An 18,267-nucleotide genomic window follows, 5' to 3' on the forward strand; every position below is an offset into this window, starting at 1 on the left:
TAAAATAAAAAGCCAGTATATGAAATTAGTGATTTGAGCTAAAGAGAGAAATGTAAGAAATTCGCTAAAAAAGGACTGGTTGGAGGTCAACTGACTAGAAAAAGCGCCGAGTTGCTTGATAATTCAACCAACGCGGCAATTTTTGAACGAACCTTAATTATAACTACTTAGCAGCTTTTGCAATTGTTCCAGACGCTTATCAGTCAATACTCGATTATCTATTTTCACGGTAACATCACCACTCTTTAGATTTCTCTGTACTCGAATGTAGTCGTTCTCTAGCATGGATTCGACACGTGAATCGCTACTTCCGAATGTGGTCAAGAATTTAGTGATCTGAACAGCACGTTTCTCGTCCGACATCTCTTCTGTCATAAAGTCTTGCGCTTTTAGTGCGGCAATTTGCTCTGAAAACTGCTCAGGCTGTTCTTGTTTTGCTGTGATGAGCTTTTTAGCTGCTTCACGGCCTAAATGATTTGCCGTTGGATACAACTGCAATACTTCGACCGGAATACTTTCATAAGCTTTCAACGCGTCTGCGATAGCTGTGTGAGAAACACCTTCCACGGCAGCGATTTCTCGATACGATCCTTTTTGGCCTTGTTTGATCAAGTTATGCTTAGTATCAAAATAGGCTTTACCCAATTCCCAAAGGCTCGGGGCGATGTATTGATCGGAAGATACCGCTAATGTTTTTGCATCTTCATCACTAAAGTCTTTCGAGCTCAACACCACATAATCCGCTTCGGCCAGCATACAGGCTTTACGGCGTCTAGAACCCGATAAAACGTGAAGTTTGCCATTGTGCTGCCAACATAGGGCAGGGTGGAGATTACGTTTATCTTTTTTAATGGCAGGTAATATATCTGCGACCGCTTTTTCGCTTAATAGGGATTGCTCACGGCGATTCTGCCCATAAACTGTGGTTTTACTCTCAATTTCGCTAAACGGTACCACTTCACAGGTCAGTACTATGGTTTTTGTCGGATCGCTTGGCGCAGGCATAGTAACCACATCACCTACTTTCGCCTGATCTAAAAGATCGTCGAGGCTACTGCCTTCAACCGCAGTAGCAAAAGGATCTATTCGAGTGTCATTTTTACGTTTTCTAGCCATTATTAATACCCTTTTATTCTGCTAGCGAAGACTGTGTTGAAGGCCAATTTGAACGGATCAGCATTTCTAATTCATCAACCACGTCTTTGATATTTTCTTGCGCTTTTAGCAATGCTTCGCGACTTGCTAAACTATCAGAAGTCTTTTGATCAAAAATAGTGTTAAACGATGAAGAGCTCGCCGTAATTGCAGAGCTGTGATTGATTGGATAACTCATTACTTGACGGCCAAAAGCACTACGTACATCTTTAACGATATCGCGCTGAGAATGATTGCCTTTAACATAGTTAGTGACTAAAAATTGCATAAAGTCCCAGCCTTCGTGACCAAGAGCAGCAACGGTATGGTATATCTCACCAAGACGTTTCAGATATTTATTATTAGCGTCGAAGTCTACGGCCTCTGGATGTACAGGTATTAACATAGCCGTAGACGCCATCAATGCGTTATAGAACATAAAATTAAGTGAAGGCGCGGTATCTACTAGGATAATATCAAACTCGTCTTGTACGGGCTCTATAACCTTCTCTTTAAGCTTATGGTAATGACGTGTCTTTTCGTAGCTGGAACTTTCTTTTAACTCTGTTGCTGTTTCGTGTTCAAAGTAAAAGTCATCCATACCAGAAGGTAATACGCGAATATTTGGAATGTGGGTTTCTTGGAATGAATTAGAGACAAGATCTTTCCATGTTTCACCTTCATCTAATTCGATGCAATCTCTCATCAGATCACCAACTGTGATCGGTTCATGATCATTAGATGGAAAAAAGCTTGATGATGATCCTTGCGGATCAAGATCAATGATCCCGATGCGATAGCGCTTAATATTAGTTGTAGCTAGAGCTGCTGCGATATTCACCAAACTTGTTGTTTTACCACAACCGCCTTTCAAACTATTAATCACAATGACTTGTAATTTATCGCTAGGCTTTCGTTGATCAGCATTTACACCCAGAACATCTGCCATCGCAAAGATATTTGCTAATGTGTATGCATAATGACCGTTTGCGCCTTTCTTTATATTGATGGTATCAAAGTCACCTTGGTCATGACGTCTTTTGAGTGTTCTATTATTCACACCAAGTAGATCTGCAGCAGCTTTTTGAGTGTAAGTTCTAAGCTCTTTTTCTTCAGTTTTAAGATGAGCTCTATAATGTTGAATACGACCAGCAAGTGATTGTTCTGCTACTTCTGCTGTAGCTTTCAACAGCCGGTACGTTGATAGCGCATTGTTATTTATAGACATACACATTATCCTTTATTTGATAACGATTATTATAATGTCCATATATTTTGCTGTAAACACAAAAAAACAAAGACATTTGTAATTTTGATTTACATCTAAGTATAAATAAGAAAGTTTAGATATGGTTAGATATATAGGTATTAAAGGCTAAGGCAAAGAAATTATATTCTATCCAACTGTTTTACATGACTTTTTTTAATTTTCATAGATCTACTTTTTACTAGGTTAAGATCTGATCTCTTATAACTCCCAGATCGAAATTTTACTAACTACTATTTCAAAAAGTTATATATAAACAGCTTATACACAGAATTACTCACAGTTGTGGTGGTTGGGATCGATTTTTTACCAAGTAAGATCAAACAGTTATGCACAGGTGATATAAGATCAAGTGCTTTAAGGTATGTATAGATCTGATCTCTACCTAGCATAGATCAGATCTTTACTAATTAAGGACCTAGTTTTCCACAAGGGCGTCGGATTTGCCGTTGTAAATCCGCTAAATATGCCTTAAACAAAGGTTTTTCAGCGTTCATTTTACCTTTGTTAGTAAAAACTTGATCTGAAAATGAGCCATACTTAGTAAAACAATGATCCCAACAAAAAAAGTTACTTCGGATCACTTTTTTACTAACTTTAATCATTAACTTTTTCTGTCGAATATGTTGTTATTAGACGTCATGAAAATTTGGAAGTAAAACAATGAGCCGGAAGGTGAACATCTCTGTTGACAATTTGCCCGATTCACTTCGTGGACAGATCCATGGTGTAGAAAGTGCAATCGATAACGAAAGTTTGGCGTTGTTTACGGACAATAAAGATGTTCGAGTATCTTTAGAAAATGCAGCCCATGGGTTAAGAGCTTATTCTAACACCTTTAATCATTACGATTTATGGGGACGCTTTGTTCGTTCTGGACATAAAAAATTACCATTAGAAGAAGCGCCCAAAAAAACAATCGTAACGAGAAAAATATCAGAAAAAGTAGATGGTATTCTATACGAAGGTGAGATAAAAATTACCCCTGCTGTTGTTAGTACTAAAAGAGATGGTGATGACGAAGAGTTTTTAGTTTGGCCATCTGACCGAGAAGAAAAAGTTGAGCGCGCACTGATCCGCCTAGCTTCTAAAGGTAAGATTGTTAAAATAAATTTTAAGTCCGGTATTCAATACGCGGTTATTTTTTCGATGAACGAGCTTGCTCAAGAATTAAAAGCTGTTGGTCAATCAATGCCTTATCCGCAAATTAAGGAATCTTTGGAAGCTCTTCAAGGTTCTAAACTTTCGTTCAAATATACGGCTACAGATACTAAAAACCCAAGTATTGATGATTCATTTTACGAATCAAACATGAACTTTCTGTCGTCGCTACACTTTAGTGGTAAAAAAGGGCAGGGTGGGAACATCAAATGTGTTGCATGTTTAAATGCATTTGTTCATAACATGATCGATAACTTGGAGTATAAAGGCTATTATTTCAACAGTGCTCAAGAGTTAAAACGCGGTTTGTCTCGTTGGATGATGCTACGTTTGTATCATCTATGGCGTTACGCAGCTCCAGGTAAAACTTATCATTTTCGCCTAATTTCAATTATGGAAAAGTATGGTTCAATTTATTCTGATGATGAAATAACAGAGAATAAATTGAAGGCACTTCGTCGTGATATGACCACAACAATGAAAGATTTGATCGAGAAAGGGGCGATATCCGAATACAATATTTCAAATGTTAAGGATGAAAAGTCCGGGAAAATCGTTGATTATGTGTACGAAATGCACCCATCAGCTCAGTTCTGTGATGAAATATTGGCTCTCAATAAACACCATAAACGTATCGAAATTCAAGGCGGAAAACGGATCGTTGAAAATGTTGAAGTAATTGATGAAGATACATTAGAAGAAATCGTTAAAAAATAAAATTTCTTTGTCTTGGCTAGAATAGTATTTCTAGCCAAGACAAAGAACTTTAGCATCAAAGCTGATTTCTATTGCTACTGAAGGTACTTCTGACCGAAATATATTACTACCTAATTCTTAAAAACGATGCAGTCTAAAGAGCTAAAAGCCTTCTTAAAAATTTTCTGTGGTGGAAAATACTGACATAAATAAATCTTGAAACTACATCAGCGGATCAAATTAATTCTCTAATCCTTGGAAGAGGGGAGAAGTATATCAATAATTCAAATCTTCCTATTTAGAACAATCAAATAGAAAAAATTTGTTATCCAACAGTAGATGATTTATTAGTGATTTCTAGATAAGAGTCCGTGGTCGATAAGCTATTTCAGAGCTTAAAATTTAATGATAAATCAAAATTTAACCTGAAGAAATTTAGTACTTAATCTGTGAAGATAACGATTTCATCATAGTCTTATAATACCAATTAGCCTTGATACTTGTTCAATTTGAAGGAGCAAATCTGATGCTAACTGCGTTAAAAATTTCTCATTTAGAACAACTAAATAGCAAAAATTTTCGCCTTGCCTATATGGATGTAACTTGGCGATAGCTGGATGCGGTAATGGTGTTATCGACAAGATTTTCTTCGCCTCAGAAGAGATCACTTAATTAAGCTAATTGGTATAAGTTTTAAAATGGATAGAACACATCATACTATAATGAGGACAAGTCAGTTAGCACTTGTATGGACTATACTAACTCAACAAGATTATGTTAAATTGCGTGCTATCGTTAGATTCCGTATGAATTATACCTTACTATTACTCAAATCTTTCTAAATAAATTCTATCGACTAGAAAGTTGTACTCTCGCTTTCTTGGATGATCATCTTTTTGTGTAAAATGACTTAACTCTCCAAGTTTAGTGTCTGGATGCGGGTTAAAGAGTATAAATGGAAGTGCGGCACTTACATGATAGCGATTTTGAGCTGTATATCTCACATTCACCTCAGGTGTTACTCTGGTTGGCCTTCTAATTCTGAGCTTTGCATTTTCTGATAGACTAGAAACTCTATATTTTTCTTGTTCTACTAGCTGTTGCCACTTTTCCTGATCTATCATCCTCGGATTTGAATATAGTGAAGAGCGATTCAACATCTCCATAGCAAGTTCTTTACTCAAAACTCTGGTTGCATGTTTTTTCATCCAGGTAAATCGAACGGAATAGGGAGCTTCGGATTCGCTATGTATTTTTCGATAGGCAGCCAAAGTCATTAAGTTAGGAACTGCACTATGAACAGCTTCGAATCTGGCATCATTGTTAGAAATTTCCAGAATAGCATTTTTAAAATTTTCTTTGGCAAGATTCACTGCATTCACCCTAGAGTTGATAACTTCTTTAGGGTCATTAACTAACAAAAGACCAGGAAACCTTTGCAACAACTTTCCGCTTTCTCGGTCGTTTAAGTAGAGGTCGCGATAAGCATCTAAACATTTAGAGAGTGCTTTTTCACCTTCTATTTTTTTAACAGTTATATTTGTTGGAGCGGTTTCTTCATCTTGTTTTTTGATATCAGGCAGTTCATAAAATGTTGCCTTTTTTATATCGGCTTCTGTCAGTTCATGGCATAGCTGGTTAATGTGTTCATTAAGAATATCGAAAGTTGAACGTATATTAAATTTATTCATTGTATGATGTGTTCTTGTTATCTCTCTCGAATTATATCAAAAATAATGAAATCTCGCTAAGCGATTTTATTATGAGTATCTAATGGAACAAAAACTAACCATATCACTTGCCGTTTGCTAAATTAAGCTAAGTATCGTTTTAGTCGATCGTTGTTGAGAACTTAGTTATTTGATCAATTAGCTGTGGGTATTTTGTGATGATGCATACTTTTATTGATATTGTAAGTATGATGTGTTCCCTGAGATATATGTAAATTATATCAGAAATATTCTGTTAGCTCATATTTATCTTCACTTATTAAGCTTTTATTTGGAGCGTCTAGGTTTTAGAGAAATAAAATATCTGCTAGTGAATTTTAAAATAGGAAAGTGATTCTATGTCGTCTTGATGAAATTGCTAATTAGTTTTGTAGAGTTGAAATTGTTTTATCTTACTTTGTATGATGTGTTCCTTTCCGATAGACTAAATTATATCAAATTTTTTTGGATTTCTCCTATAAAATTAGATTTTTGTCACTTTTGAAGGGAGTTTCTAATGGGCAATACTATTAGGCTAAAAAGCAGTGGCTAGTAACCACTCAGAACAACAAGGCTACTTGTCAGCTTTTTGATTAATTTTTAAATTTAACACTGATTTTATATTTATGAAAAAACTGTATGATGTGTTCCTTTATCCTCGCGATAATACTCTTTTTTATAAATTAAAGTCAACTTTTGATACTGACAGAGTCTTCTTCTGGTTCAAGATTTTAGTGTTGAAAAACAATAGTAAGTGTTCACTTATTTTGTTTCGACCGAGCACTTTTCCGTAGGCATGAAGGTTCAATAAATTCTAGTTAGGCCGAAAAGGGAAGGTGATAGATGGTTAGTAAGTGTGTACTCACTTTGCAATAAGCATCATTTGGGATCCTTTAAAGGGATTGGCTAAATTGTAGAGTAGAACACTGAGTTTAATTTTGCACTTTCAAAGAGAACAATCGTACCACTTCTTTTTCTTGGCTATGAATCTTCGAGTAACATCCGCACTTTTGTAGTCGTACCTGACTAAAACACGAAGACGGTTATAGCACAAGTTTCTTTTGCTACATGCACATGTACAGTTCGGAGTTGCAATGCTAGTACTAACTTTATAATAACTAAACCAGCTACTTCAGTGATTGCTTACTATTATTCAAACTTCACCGGAATAAATACTAATGTCAATGCCGTACTCGATTTGTAGCGAAGTTAAAATAACGGAAAAAACGAGTAGATAGAAGACACGTCTCCTGTGCTTTTATTATTTAAATATCATATAGTTTTTACACCTGAATTCATGGTCTGATCGTCAAAGAGCAAAGTAGACAGAGATCTTTTCAAGCGTCTGAACAGCTTGTTTGCGAACGAGTCAAGCTAGATTAGCTAACTGTTCATGGAAAAATATCTCTGAAACTAACTGGCCAGAAACTAGCGAGAGTTTTGGAAATGAAAATAGCTATTAAGCGAGTAACCTTATGCCCAATTATATTAGGCAAAGTGACTACCCCTTGATACTGTAAGAATAAAAGTCGTTGTGTTAGATATCAAGAAAAGAATGAGGGGCAAGAGTAAACTCAGTAGTACTACGTAATCAATATCACCTTTTTGACAGTAGAGTTTTGTTTTTATCTAGTGATAGATTGTTCGGCGTTCTCGCCGTTTCAATAAGATAGCTTAATCAGGAAAATTTATTTTAATAACTCAGATCACTGAAGAGAAATCTCCCCAATTTTTCAGCATTGAGTTCTCATTGGAGGAGTTAGCTGTTGGAAGTACCTATACGTGTTAATACTTCCAAATACTATATAGCACATGTGATTAGTACTCATAGCAATCACTATAGACTCATTTTTTCTTGCTTCCTTCCTACTCATAAAATACGACGAGTCACTACAGCAATTACTAGTCTGAACTTAAATAAACATCAATTTAACATAATAATAGGCTAAAGTCAGTGTGTCATCTTTGTATATAAATGCTCTGTAAGATGATTTTCTGAAGAGGTAGGTGGGGTCCTGCTTGATCACAAATTCTTGAATTGACTTCTAATCAAGACACTCAAAGTGAAAAAAAAGACATCGACAAGATTATATTTGATATTGGTATAGGTTCCAGAGTCTTCAATTCACTCTAAAATGAGTGATAGTACTCATTATAGCGATTTAAAGATCAGATCTTCCAAGTCTGATAGTCGACAACTTTAGGTCTGCTTTTTTTGCTAGCTGAAAAGATGTATTAAAAATACACCATATCTCAAGAAGTTCAATACTTTGATTAATTTTTAGAACAGTTTTAGCTAAAGCATCATATTATTAAACCAACAATAGTATGATGTGTTCTTTGATAAAAACAAACTAAAGTTTTTCCTTGATGAATAAGGGGGCTTGGGGTACTGTTCAATGGTGGTAACACATATTGGAATGAGGAAAATACAATGGCTAATTGGAGCCCAAATAGCTGGAGAGATAAACCTATCTTGCAGCAACCTGAATACCCAAATTCAGAGAAGTTAAAATCAGTTGAAAAAGAACTAAATTCAGCACCGCCGCTCGTTTTTGCAGAAGAGACGCGAAGCTTGTATAAAAGCCTTGCAGATGTTTGCGAAGGTAAAGCTTTTATATTGCAAGGTGGTGATTGCGCAGAATCGTTTTCAGATTTTAGTGCAGCTAATATTCGTGATACGTTCAAGACACTTTTGCAAATGGCTGTCGTATTAACATATGGCGGTAAATGCCCGGTAGTAAAAATTGCTCGAATGGCAGGGCAGTATGCTAAGCCCCGTTCTTCAGATTTTGAGACTATTGATGGTGTTTCTTTACCTTCATACCGTGGTGATATCGTTAATAGTTTTGAGTTTACGGAAGAAGCGCGTATCCCAGATCCTGATAGATTGATGAAAGCATATCATCAGTCAGCAGCAACACTTAACCTACTTCGCGCGTTTGCGCAGGGTGGTCTAGCAGATCTGCATCAGGTAAATCGCTGGAATATGAGTTTCGTAGCTGCGAATCCGTTAAAAGACAAGTTTCAACAGCTCGCGGAGCGTATTCAAGAAGCGCTTGAGTTTATGGAAGTTTGTGGCATTGATTCAACAGTAGCACCAAGCCTGAAGGAAACTCCGCTTTATACCTCACATGAAGCGCTATTGTTAGGTTATGAAGAAGCGTTAACTAGACGAGACCACTTATCTGGGGACTGGTACGATTGTTCTGCTCACTTTGTTTGGATTGGTGAACGTACGCGTCAATTAGATCACGCTCATATCGAATTTTTCCGTGGTATTAAAAACCCTATTGGCGTAAAGGTTGGCCCAGGGATGCAAGAAGATGAGTTAATTAAACTTGTCGATGCGCTTAACCCTGATAATATTCCTGGTCGTCTAACACTTATCACACGCATGGGTGCAGATGTGCTGCCAGAAAAACTGCCTAAATTAGTTCGTAGAATTCAAGAAGAAGGCCGCAAAGTTATTTGGACTTCGGATCCGATGCACGGAAACACTGAAAAAGCGACGACTGGATATAAGACACGTAGCTTTAACAATATCCTAAGAGAAATCAGTCAGTTCTTCGCAGTGCATAAAGCTGAGGGTAGCTATCCTGGTGGTGTGCACTTAGAAATGACAGGGCAACACGTCACTGAGTGTGTTGGTGGTGCCTACGGTCTATCAGACGAAGACTTATCTCAGCGTTACCGCACCCAGTGTGATCCGCGTCTAAACGCAGACCAAGTTTTAGAGCTAGGATTTTTAGTTGCTGATCTACTAAAAGACGCTCGTAAAACAGTATAAACAACAAACAAAGGGCCGCATTGCGGCCTTTTTAGTATTTATGGCGCTTTAACCCAGTTTCAGAAATAATCTTTGCTGATATTTCCTCAACGGAATAACGTGTACTGTTTAAGTAAGGCGTTCTATTCTTTTTAAATAGCATCTCTACTTCTTTGACTTCGATACGGCATTGTCTGATTGATGCGTACTTGGAGTTTGCCATTCTCTCTTGCCTTATTGCGGCTAGTCTTTCGGGATCTATGGTTAAGCCAAAGAGCTTACCTTTGTATTTATCCAGACATTTGGGTAGTTTTCCACTTTCTAAATCATCCTCTGTCATCGGATAATTCGCGGCTTTTATCCCATATTGCAATGCTAAATATAAGCTTGTCGGTGTTTTACCGCTACGGCTGACACCTACCAATATGATGTCTGCCTCGTCATAATCTTTAATATTTGCGCCGTCATCATTTGCAAGTGCGTAGTTAACTGCATCTATTCTAAAATCATAAGAAGATTCGTGAATGCTATGCGTGCGGTGCATTTTTGGCACCGGCTGAACTTTTAGCTCTCTTTTTACTATTTCGCTGGCATAAGATAAAAAGTCGTAACAAACCCCTTGCGACGATAAAATAATATCGGACAATTCTGGATTAACGAATGTAAAAAACACCAATGGTTTTTCACCTGAAGTCTCAGCAACCGAGTCTATTAATTTTTTGATTTCATTTGCTTTTTTTACTGTTTCTACAAATGGTATCGTTTGGTGATTAAATTCTACAGGGAACATTGAAAGCGTTGCGTGACCAAACACTTCAGAGGTGATAGCGGTACCATCGGAAATATAAAATGCTGTTCTCATTTTGCTATTATTCATTCAGAAATTGTTGAAAATAAGCCATCGCGGTTTACGAAGACTGCCTTACCGTTGTAGAATGCCCTTGACCAAGTGGAAAGGTCAATTAATCTCTCACATTTAATACAATTTGTTTTGGAGACAGTTCCGTGCAAGACTACGTTCTCTGGTATCAAGAGTTGGGTATGCAAGATGTACCTCGAGTTGGTGGTAAAAACGCTTCTCTAGGTGAAATGATATCTAACCTTGCTAACGCTGGTGTACAAGTACCTGGTGGATTCGCAACAACTGCTGATGCGTTTAATGAATTTCTTGAGCAATCAGGCCTCAATGAAAAAATCCACTCAATCCTAGATACTCTCGATGTTGACGATGTCAACGAATTAGCCAAAGTCGGCGCCCAGATTAGACAATGGGTTATCGATACACCATTCCAACCAGAATTAGATAAAGCAATCCGTGACGCATATAGCCAGTTACACGGTGACGCAAGCCAAGATGTCTCCTTTGCTGTTCGTTCATCAGCAACAGCAGAAGATATGCCAGACGCCTCCTTCGCTGGCCAACAAGAAACTTTCCTAAATGTTCGTGGCATTGATGCCGTAATGGTCGCTATCAAGCATGTTTTTGCTTCGCTATTCAATGACCGTGCAATTTCTTATCGTGTACACCAAGGCTATGATCACAGAGGCGTGGCGCTTTCTGCTGGTATTCAGCGTATGGTGCGTTCAGACAAAGCGTCGTCTGGTGTTATGTTCTCAATCGACACCGAATCAGGCTTTGAAGACGTTGTCTTCGTTACTTCTAGCTATGGTTTGGGCGAGATGGTAGTTCAGGGCGCAGTAAACCCAGATGAATTTTATGTTCATAAGCAAACGCTTGCAAAAGCAAAACCAGCTGTTCTTAAGAGAAATATTGGCTCAAAAGCAATCCAAATGATCTACTCAAGTGATGAGTCTCACGGAAAGCAAGTTGAGATTGTTGATGTAGACTCAGCACTATCTAACCAATTCTCGATTACAGACGCAGAAGTAGAAGAATTAGCAAAGCAAGCTGTTATTATCGAAAAGCATTACGGTCGTCCAATGGATATCGAATGGGCAAAAGATGGTAACGACGGTAAGCTTTATATCGTTCAAGCCCGTCCAGAAACCGTCCGTTCAAACGAAGATGCGAACGTAATGGAACGCTTCCAGCTAAAATCAAAGTCTGAAGTTATTGTTGAAGGTCGTGCAATCGGTCATAAGATTGGCTCAGGCGTAGTTAAAGTCCTGTCTTCAATTGATCAAATGGATTCGGTAAAGCAAGGCGATGTACTTGTTACTGATATGACGGATCCTGATTGGGAACCTATCATGAAGCGTGCCTCTGCTATCGTAACTAATCGTGGTGGACGTACTTGTCACGCTGCAATCATTGCACGTGAGCTGGGGATCCCAGCGGTGGTTGGATGTGGTAATGCAACCGATTTGATCACCAATGGCGACACGGTAACAGTTTCATGTGCTGAAGGCGACACAGGTTATATCTACAAAGGTGAACTTGAATTCGATGTTATTTCTTCTCGCATCGATGCAATGCCAGCTATTCCGATGAAGATAATGATGAACGTAGGTAACCCAGATCGCGCGTTTGATTTTGCGAAGTTACCACATGCAGGTATCGGTCTTGCGCGTCTTGAATTTATCATCAATCGTATGATTGGTATTCACCCTAAAGCACTACTTCATTTTGATAAGCAAGATGCAGAGCTACAGGCTGAAATTAAAGAGCTAATCGCAGGATATGAGTCACCAGTAGAGTTCTATATCAGCAAGCTAGTTGAAGGTATTTCTACGCTAGGTGCGGCATTTGCTCCAGAGCGTGTAATCGTTCGTATGTCTGACTTTAAGTCAAATGAGTATGCAAACTTGGTTGGCGGTCAGCAGTATGAGCCCGAAGAAGAAAACCCAATGATTGGTTTCCGCGGCGCATCTCGTTACATTTCTGAAGACTTTAGAGAGTGCTTTGCATTAGAGTGTGAAGCCATTAAACGTGTTCGAAATGAGATGGATCTAACCAACGTTGAAATCATGATCCCATTCGTTCGTACCCTAGAAGAAGCTGCTCAAGTTATTGAAATTCTTGAAGCTCATGGTCTAAAACGTGGCGAGAATGGTCTAAAAGTCATTATGATGTGTGAACTTCCATCAAACTGCCTGCTAGCCGAAGAGTTTTTAGAATATTTCGACGGTTTCTCGATAGGTTCAAATGACCTTACCCAGTTAACACTTGGTCTGGACCGCGATTCTGGTCTGATTGCGCATCTGTTTGATGAGCGAAATCCCGCTATCAAGAAACTACTTTCAATGGCAATTCAAACTGCTAAAGCTAAAGGCAAATATGTAGGTATTTGTGGTCAAGGTCCATCGGATCATGAAGATTTTGCTGCTTGGTTAGTTGAAGAGGGGATTGACTCTGTTTCACTTAACCCAGATACAGTACTTGAAACTTGGCTTTATCTAGCTGAAAAGTTTACTAAATAATTTAATGGCCCCAATGCAACACATTGGGGCCATTTCATTTCTGAAATGTCCTATCTAACTTTTCGCAGCCAAGCTTAAACAGACGCTGCACATTTTTTAGGTGCTTCTTTGCGCCTTCATGATTCATCGAGAAACACACCAAGGCCGCAAGTAAAAAGATAACCGATGGACCGGGCACAACAAAGAAGATCAATGCTAGAATACAAAACACAATACCAGCAAGGTCGTAAATAATTTTCATGTTATTTCCTCCTATACAATATGAGTATAAGGTATGTGGTGAAATAAACTATTTCCAATTGTAACAAACCATAAAATTCTCAAGTTGATCATTAATCCTTCGTGATACAATTAATTCAAAGCAAGTAAAATATACCGTCATGATCGCAAATATTAGTCAGCAGGATTCTGCAAACGAACTTATCAACCTCTATCAAAGTAAACTAACTGATGCAGGTTTTAGTGGGGACATTGATACGAGTTATGCAACTCGTCTTGTTACGTCAACCGACAATAGTATCTATCAGGAAATCCCTCAAGCAGTATTATTTCCTAGAACAAATCGAGACGTACAACTTGCACTTGAAATCGCCCAACAAGACCCATTTTTGTCTCTTACCTTTGGCCCTAGAGGCGGAGGAACTGGTACGAATGGTCAATCACTTACGCCCGGTATCGTGATTGACCTCTCGAGACACATGAGAGAAATTCTTGAGATCAATGAACAAGAAGGCTGGGTTCGAGTTCAGGCGGGTGTGATCAAAGATCAGCTTAATGACTTTCTAAGACCTTACGGCTATTTCTTTTCGCCAGATCTCTCCACCAGTAACCGAGCAACAATAGGTGGTATGGTAAATACTGATGCGTCGGGCCAAGGTTCACTCGTTTATGGCAAAACAAGCGATCATGTTCTTGGGCTTAAAACCTTTTTAGTGGATGGAACAGAACTAAATACCTCGAAGTTAGCGATCGATAAAGCCGAGCTACTAGCTGAGCAAAACTCAAAGACTTCTCACATTTATGCGAATGTCATCGAGATCTGTCGAAGCAATCGAGCACTTATACTAGAAAAATTTCCAAGACTAAACCGTTTTTTAACCGGTTATGACCTCGAAAATGTATTCGACGATTCACTAACTACTTTTGATTTGTCTCGAATTATTACAGGCTCTGAAGGTTCGCTTGGTGTTGTAACCGAAGCAAAGCTTAATTTAACGCCAATTCAGCCATATAAAACCCTAATCAATATCAAATATGACTCATTTGAATCAGCGCTTAGAAACAGCCCTTTCTTAGTGTCCGCTAATGCTACATCAGTCGAAACCGTAGATAGTAAAGTTCTAGGTCTTGCCAAAGAGGACATCATTTGGCATTTAGTATCGGACTTAATTCAAGATGTACCAGGTGTTGAGATGCAAGGTCTTAACATGGTTGAATTTAATGGTGAATCCGAAGATGAAATTTCGTCTAAAGTCGATAGTTTATGTCAACGATTAGATCAGCTTATTGCGAATAAAGAAGCAGGTGTAATTGGTTATCAACTTACCAATAATAAAGCAGATATCCTTAAGATCTATGCGATGCGTAAAAAGTCAGTTGGCTTATTGGGTAACGCAAAAGGTAGTAAAAAGCCACTAGCTTTTGCTGAAGATACAGCCGTTCCACCTGAAAACCTTGCTGATTTTATCATTGAGTTTAGAGCGTTGCTTGATAGTTACCAATTAGATTATGGCATGTTTGGTCATGTTGACGCCGGTGTTTTACACGTGCGCCCTGCGCTTGATATGTGCGACCCCGAACAGGAAAGACTACTACGTGTGATCTCAGATAAAGTCGTAGCGTTAACTGCAAAATACCGAGGACTAATGTGGGGTGAGCATGGAAAAGGTTACCGAAGTGAATATGGACCCGAGTTTTTCGGTGAGCAACTATTTAATGAACTTCGTAAAATTAAAAGTTTGTTTGATAAAAACAATCGCCTAAATCCTGGAAAAATTTGTACACCACTGGGTTCAAGCGATCAATTAGTGTCAGTCGATGCACAGAAAAGAGCTTGGTTTGACCGTACAATACCAACTGAAGTAAAAGTAAACTACGAAGCGCCAATCAATTGTAATGGTAACGGACTTTGCTTTAACTATGATGACAACTCACCAATGTGTCCATCGTACAAGGTAACCAAAGATCGTAGAAACTCTCCAAAAGGACGCGCTGGGCTATTTAAAGAGTGGTTACGACTACAAAGCAATAAAGGGGTCGATTTGATTGCTGCAGAAAAGCAATTAATCAATCATGAAAATGATACCACTTGGTGGGAGCGCTTTCTCAATACCCGAAAGAAAAACGAATATGACTTTTCCCATGAAGTTAAAGCATCAATGGATGAATGTTTAGCCTGTAAAGCATGCACAACGGCTTGCCCAATAAAAGTGGATGTTCCTACGTTTCGAGCTAAGTTTTTAAACTTTTACTACAGCCGTTACAATCGTCCATTTAAAGACTACTTAGTTGCGAATATTGAGCGAGCACTGCCTACCATGGCTAAGTTTCCAAATTTAGTTAACGCTCTACAAAGTAATCGCATATCCAACTTTTTTGTTGAACGGCTGATTGGGTATATTGACTCCCCATCGCTAAGTAAGGTGCAACTTAGCAAATTAGTTTCAAGCAAACACTTTTATTCAGAGCGCAGTTTTGAAATGTTAAGCGATGAAGAACAACAAAGCGTGGTATTTGTTGTTCAAGACCCGTTTACTAGTTTCTATGAAGCAGAACTAGTATCGGACTTTGTGCAAGTTATATCAAAGCTTGGGTTTTATCCGCTCGTGTTACCATTCAAACCGAACGGTAAGCCACAACACGTTAAAGGCTTTTTAAAGGAATTTAAATCGACCGCGAAGACTGCCGCAGAGTTTTTAAATACTGTCAGTGAGTATAACAGACCTTTAGTTGGGCTCGATGCCTCTTTGGTGATGTGCTATCGCGATGAATATAATGATATTCTCAAAGAGAGCAGGGGAGACTTTAAGGTACAATTAGCGCATGAATGGCTTGCAACAGTCGATATCCCAACGGCTGCGACAATCAGTCCATCAAAATTTACATTGATAAGTCACTGTACAGAAACAACAGCGATGCCTGAATCTAAAAATGTTTGGCAAGGTATTTTTAATAAGTTGAACTCTAATTTAGAAGCGGTTAATACAGGATGTTGTGGCATGGCGGGAACTTATGGCCACGAAGCGCAAAATCAGGAAAACTCAAAAGCGCTCTACGAATCCTCATGGCAGCATCATATTGATAACGCAGCTCAAGATGAAATATTAGTGACTGGCTTCTCTTGTCGGTGTCAGGTTAAACGCTTTAGTGGAGAAAAACCAAAACACCCGCTTCAAGCACTTAATAAACTACTAGATTAGTTTAGTAGTTGAACGAGCCCAGTTTGCTGGGCTTTTTTTATTAATAGTTTTAGCTGAAGATAAACTAAGCTAATTGACTTTATAGTATGATGTGTTCTTTGTGGCGTGTTGCGCGAATACAAGTCAGTTATTCTCGAGCCAGTATAATTTGACCGCTCAATAACATTGATCCAATTAAAGGCTTAAAAGCTATATTTACTATCATCTACACAACACCAGCAAACGAGTATTCGATAGTGCAGTCGCCGATAAGTCGATAAGTCGGTAAGCTATTATTATCGCTTGACCATAATTCGAAAGGGGATTGGCCGTTGTGTTTCCAGCTGTTTAAGTTTATCTATCGACTTATCAGAAAAGGTATGACCTTTTGGTAGCAATAAAATACCTTGATTACTGTGAAGCGCTAAACCTAATGTCATGCCTGGCTTGAGTTTTTCAGTTGTCAATATATCAACCGAACCGACTTGCTCTTGGCCTAGCTCGTTGTTACTCACTGCTGTCTCTAAAATATCAACGACTTCTGGGGAGTAGAAATTCCCTCTATAGGTTCGGATAAGATCTAACGCTAAATCGGCTTTCTCTTTATCAGAACCGTTAGCGCAGTATAAATTGTCATAATAATCTCGGGCGACTGCAAGTATCTGTGAGCCTAAAGGAATTTCTTTACCTTTAAGACCTTTTGGGATCCCTTGGCCATTAAATTTTTCAAACTGATGATAAATCGCCTCGGATACGTCAGATAAGTGCTGCGCTGGCATCAACATAAGCTGTGCAATGGAAGGATGCGTATAATAAATTTTCTTTTGGGCTTCGCTTAGTTTTCTGGGTGGCGATTTATAAATTTCTGGGTCCATAGCAAGTAAACCTACTTCTGCTAAATACCCTGACATCATAGCCGTTTCAGCTAATTCACTAGAGAGCTCTAGCTTCTTAGCTATAATTTTACATAATTTGGCTATGCTCTTCGCTTTTTTACCATCGATAAATGGATTTGCATTCAGAAAATTATAAAGTAACTCGACGGTAGCCCGATGTTCTTTACGTTCTTTTTGATTAGCTTGCTCTAGTTGACTTAACACTTTGCGGATCTGCACAGTGCGTTTTTGTACAAGTCCTTCAAGGTTTTCATTTAACTCTGTGAGTTGCGCATTTTTTTGTACTATCTCTTCATTTAGTCTCTTATTGACGCTTTTTAACCTGTATTTCTCTGAACATTCTCTCACAGTATGTACGAGTATATCGTTATCCCAAGGCTTTTGAATATATGCATGGATCCCACTTTCATTAATGGCTTTAATTGTTGAAGCAAGATCAGAGTATCCTGTGAGTAATATCCGTTGTGTATCTGGGCAAATACGCTTTACTTCATGCAAAAATGTGGCGCCATCCATTTCAGGCATCCGCATATCACTAATAACAACTTCAAAGGAGGAGTCTCGGACAAGCGCCAAGGCCGTCTGTGGATCACTACAGAGCTCTGCGTGTATTCCATTTTGACGAAATAAGCGATTTAATGACCGTATCACATTCGTCTCATCATCGAGACAAAGCACTCGTATCGCTTCATTTGAAGTCGTTGATAGCTCAGCAAATTCCAAAGTTCAATCTCCTAAATGAATTAATTTAAACTTAGTTCAAAAAGGAAGCCACGACAAGAAACCGTTAAAATACGCCTTAAGTCTAATATTACCCTTAAACCTGATTAATAACTTTTTAATATATGCATAAGAA

General features: G+C 38.4%; 10 protein-coding genes. 4 read left to right on the forward strand and 6 right to left on the reverse strand.

Features of this window, described 5'->3' with window-relative positions; all coding sequences use genetic code 11:
• Nucleotides 1–153 precede the first annotated feature (153 nt).
• Together L1271_RS05445 and L1271_RS05450 are read right to left on the reverse strand one after the other, a co-directional pair.
• On the reverse strand, nucleotides 154–1,116 hold the full coding sequence (locus L1271_RS05445) for a ParB N-terminal domain-containing protein (protein WP_102058138.1): 963 nt from the start codon (nucleotides 1,114–1,116) through the stop codon (nucleotides 154–156).
• A gap of 13 nt (nucleotides 1,117–1,129) precedes the next feature.
• Nucleotides 1,130–2,362, reverse strand: coding sequence for an AAA family ATPase (locus L1271_RS05450; RefSeq protein WP_102058137.1), 1,233 nt, complete (start codon nucleotides 2,360–2,362; stop codon nucleotides 1,130–1,132).
• A 702-nt stretch (nucleotides 2,363–3,064) separates the two neighbouring features.
• Between L1271_RS05450 and L1271_RS05455 the strand changes: the two genes are divergently transcribed.
• Complete coding sequence (locus L1271_RS05455) at nucleotides 3,065–4,279, forward strand: hypothetical protein (RefSeq protein ID WP_010605529.1); 1,215 nt, start codon at nucleotides 3,065–3,067, stop codon at nucleotides 4,277–4,279.
• Nucleotides 4,280–5,082: 803 nt separating this feature from the next.
• Here L1271_RS05455 and L1271_RS05460 read toward each other — a convergent pair.
• Nucleotides 5,083–5,949, reverse strand: a complete 867-nt coding sequence (locus tag L1271_RS05460; protein WP_010605528.1) for a DNA replication terminus site-binding protein — start codon at nucleotides 5,947–5,949, stop codon at nucleotides 5,083–5,085.
• Between the two features lie 2,452 nt (nucleotides 5,950–8,401).
• Here L1271_RS05460 and L1271_RS05465 point away from each other — a divergent pair.
• Nucleotides 8,402–9,757, forward strand: coding sequence for a class II 3-deoxy-7-phosphoheptulonate synthase (locus tag L1271_RS05465; RefSeq protein ID WP_010605527.1), 1,356 nt, complete (start codon nucleotides 8,402–8,404; stop codon nucleotides 9,755–9,757).
• A 31-nt stretch (nucleotides 9,758–9,788) separates the two neighbouring features.
• On the opposite strand, the gene ppsR is transcribed toward L1271_RS05465, so the two are convergent.
• Nucleotides 9,789–10,598 (reverse strand): posphoenolpyruvate synthetase regulatory kinase/phosphorylase PpsR, encoded by an 810-nt coding sequence (ppsR, locus tag L1271_RS05470; protein WP_039495336.1) that lies wholly within the window; start codon nucleotides 10,596–10,598, stop codon nucleotides 9,789–9,791.
• Nucleotides 10,599–10,741: 143 nt separating this feature from the next.
• Here ppsR and ppsA point away from each other — a divergent pair, with 143 nt between their 5' ends.
• Nucleotides 10,742–13,117 carry a phosphoenolpyruvate synthase gene (gene ppsA / locus L1271_RS05475; RefSeq protein WP_235367176.1) on the forward strand — a complete coding sequence of 792 codons (2,376 nt, stop codon included), beginning with the start codon at nucleotides 10,742–10,744 and terminating at the stop codon, nucleotides 13,115–13,117.
• 34 nt (nucleotides 13,118–13,151) lie between these two features.
• On the opposite strand, the gene L1271_RS05480 is transcribed toward ppsA, so the two are convergent.
• Nucleotides 13,152–13,358, reverse strand: a complete 207-nt coding sequence (locus L1271_RS05480; RefSeq protein WP_010605524.1) for a PGPGW domain-containing protein — start codon at nucleotides 13,356–13,358, stop codon at nucleotides 13,152–13,154.
• A 139-nt stretch (nucleotides 13,359–13,497) separates the two neighbouring features.
• Here L1271_RS05480 and ydiJ point away from each other — a divergent pair, with 139 nt between their 5' ends.
• Entirely contained in the window at nucleotides 13,498–16,536 is a 3,039-nt protein-coding gene (gene ydiJ, locus L1271_RS05485; protein ID WP_235367178.1) for a D-2-hydroxyglutarate dehydrogenase YdiJ, read from the forward strand.
• 275 nt (nucleotides 16,537–16,811) lie between these two features.
• Here the strand turns inward: ydiJ and L1271_RS05490 are convergent, their stop codons facing one another.
• Nucleotides 16,812–18,134: an HD domain-containing phosphohydrolase gene (locus L1271_RS05490; RefSeq protein ID WP_235367187.1), complete on the reverse strand. Its 1,323-nt coding sequence runs from the start codon at nucleotides 18,132–18,134 to the stop codon at nucleotides 16,812–16,814.
• Nucleotides 18,135–18,267 lie beyond the last annotated feature (133 nt).

The sequence above is a fragment of the Pseudoalteromonas sp. OF5H-5 genome, from assembly GCF_021530695.1.
GTDB lineage: Bacteria > Pseudomonadota > Gammaproteobacteria > Enterobacterales > Alteromonadaceae > Pseudoalteromonas.

What these genes read in the sequence shown, in the direction of transcription:
- L1271_RS05445 (WP_102058138.1), bottom strand. Translation starts at nt 1,116, where the DNA reads ATGGCTAGAAAACGTAAAAATGACACTCGAATAGATCCTTTTGCTACT.
- L1271_RS05450 (WP_102058137.1), bottom strand. Translation starts at nt 2,362, where the DNA reads ATGTCTATAAATAACAATGCGCTATCAACGTACCGGCTGTTGAAAGCT.
- L1271_RS05455 (WP_010605529.1), top strand. Translation starts at nt 3,065, where the DNA reads ATGAGCCGGAAGGTGAACATCTCTGTTGACAATTTGCCCGATTCACTT.
- L1271_RS05460 (WP_010605528.1), bottom strand. Translation starts at nt 5,949, where the DNA reads ATGAATAAATTTAATATACGTTCAACTTTCGATATTCTTAATGAACAC.
- L1271_RS05465 (WP_010605527.1), top strand. Translation starts at nt 8,402, where the DNA reads ATGGCTAATTGGAGCCCAAATAGCTGGAGAGATAAACCTATCTTGCAG.
- ppsR (WP_039495336.1), bottom strand. Translation starts at nt 10,598, where the DNA reads ATGAGAACAGCATTTTATATTTCCGATGGTACCGCTATCACCTCTGAA.
- L1271_RS05480 (WP_010605524.1), bottom strand. Translation starts at nt 13,358, where the DNA reads ATGAAAATTATTTACGACCTTGCTGGTATTGTGTTTTGTATTCTAGCA.
- ydiJ (WP_235367178.1), top strand. Translation starts at nt 13,498, where the DNA reads ATGATCGCAAATATTAGTCAGCAGGATTCTGCAAACGAACTTATCAAC.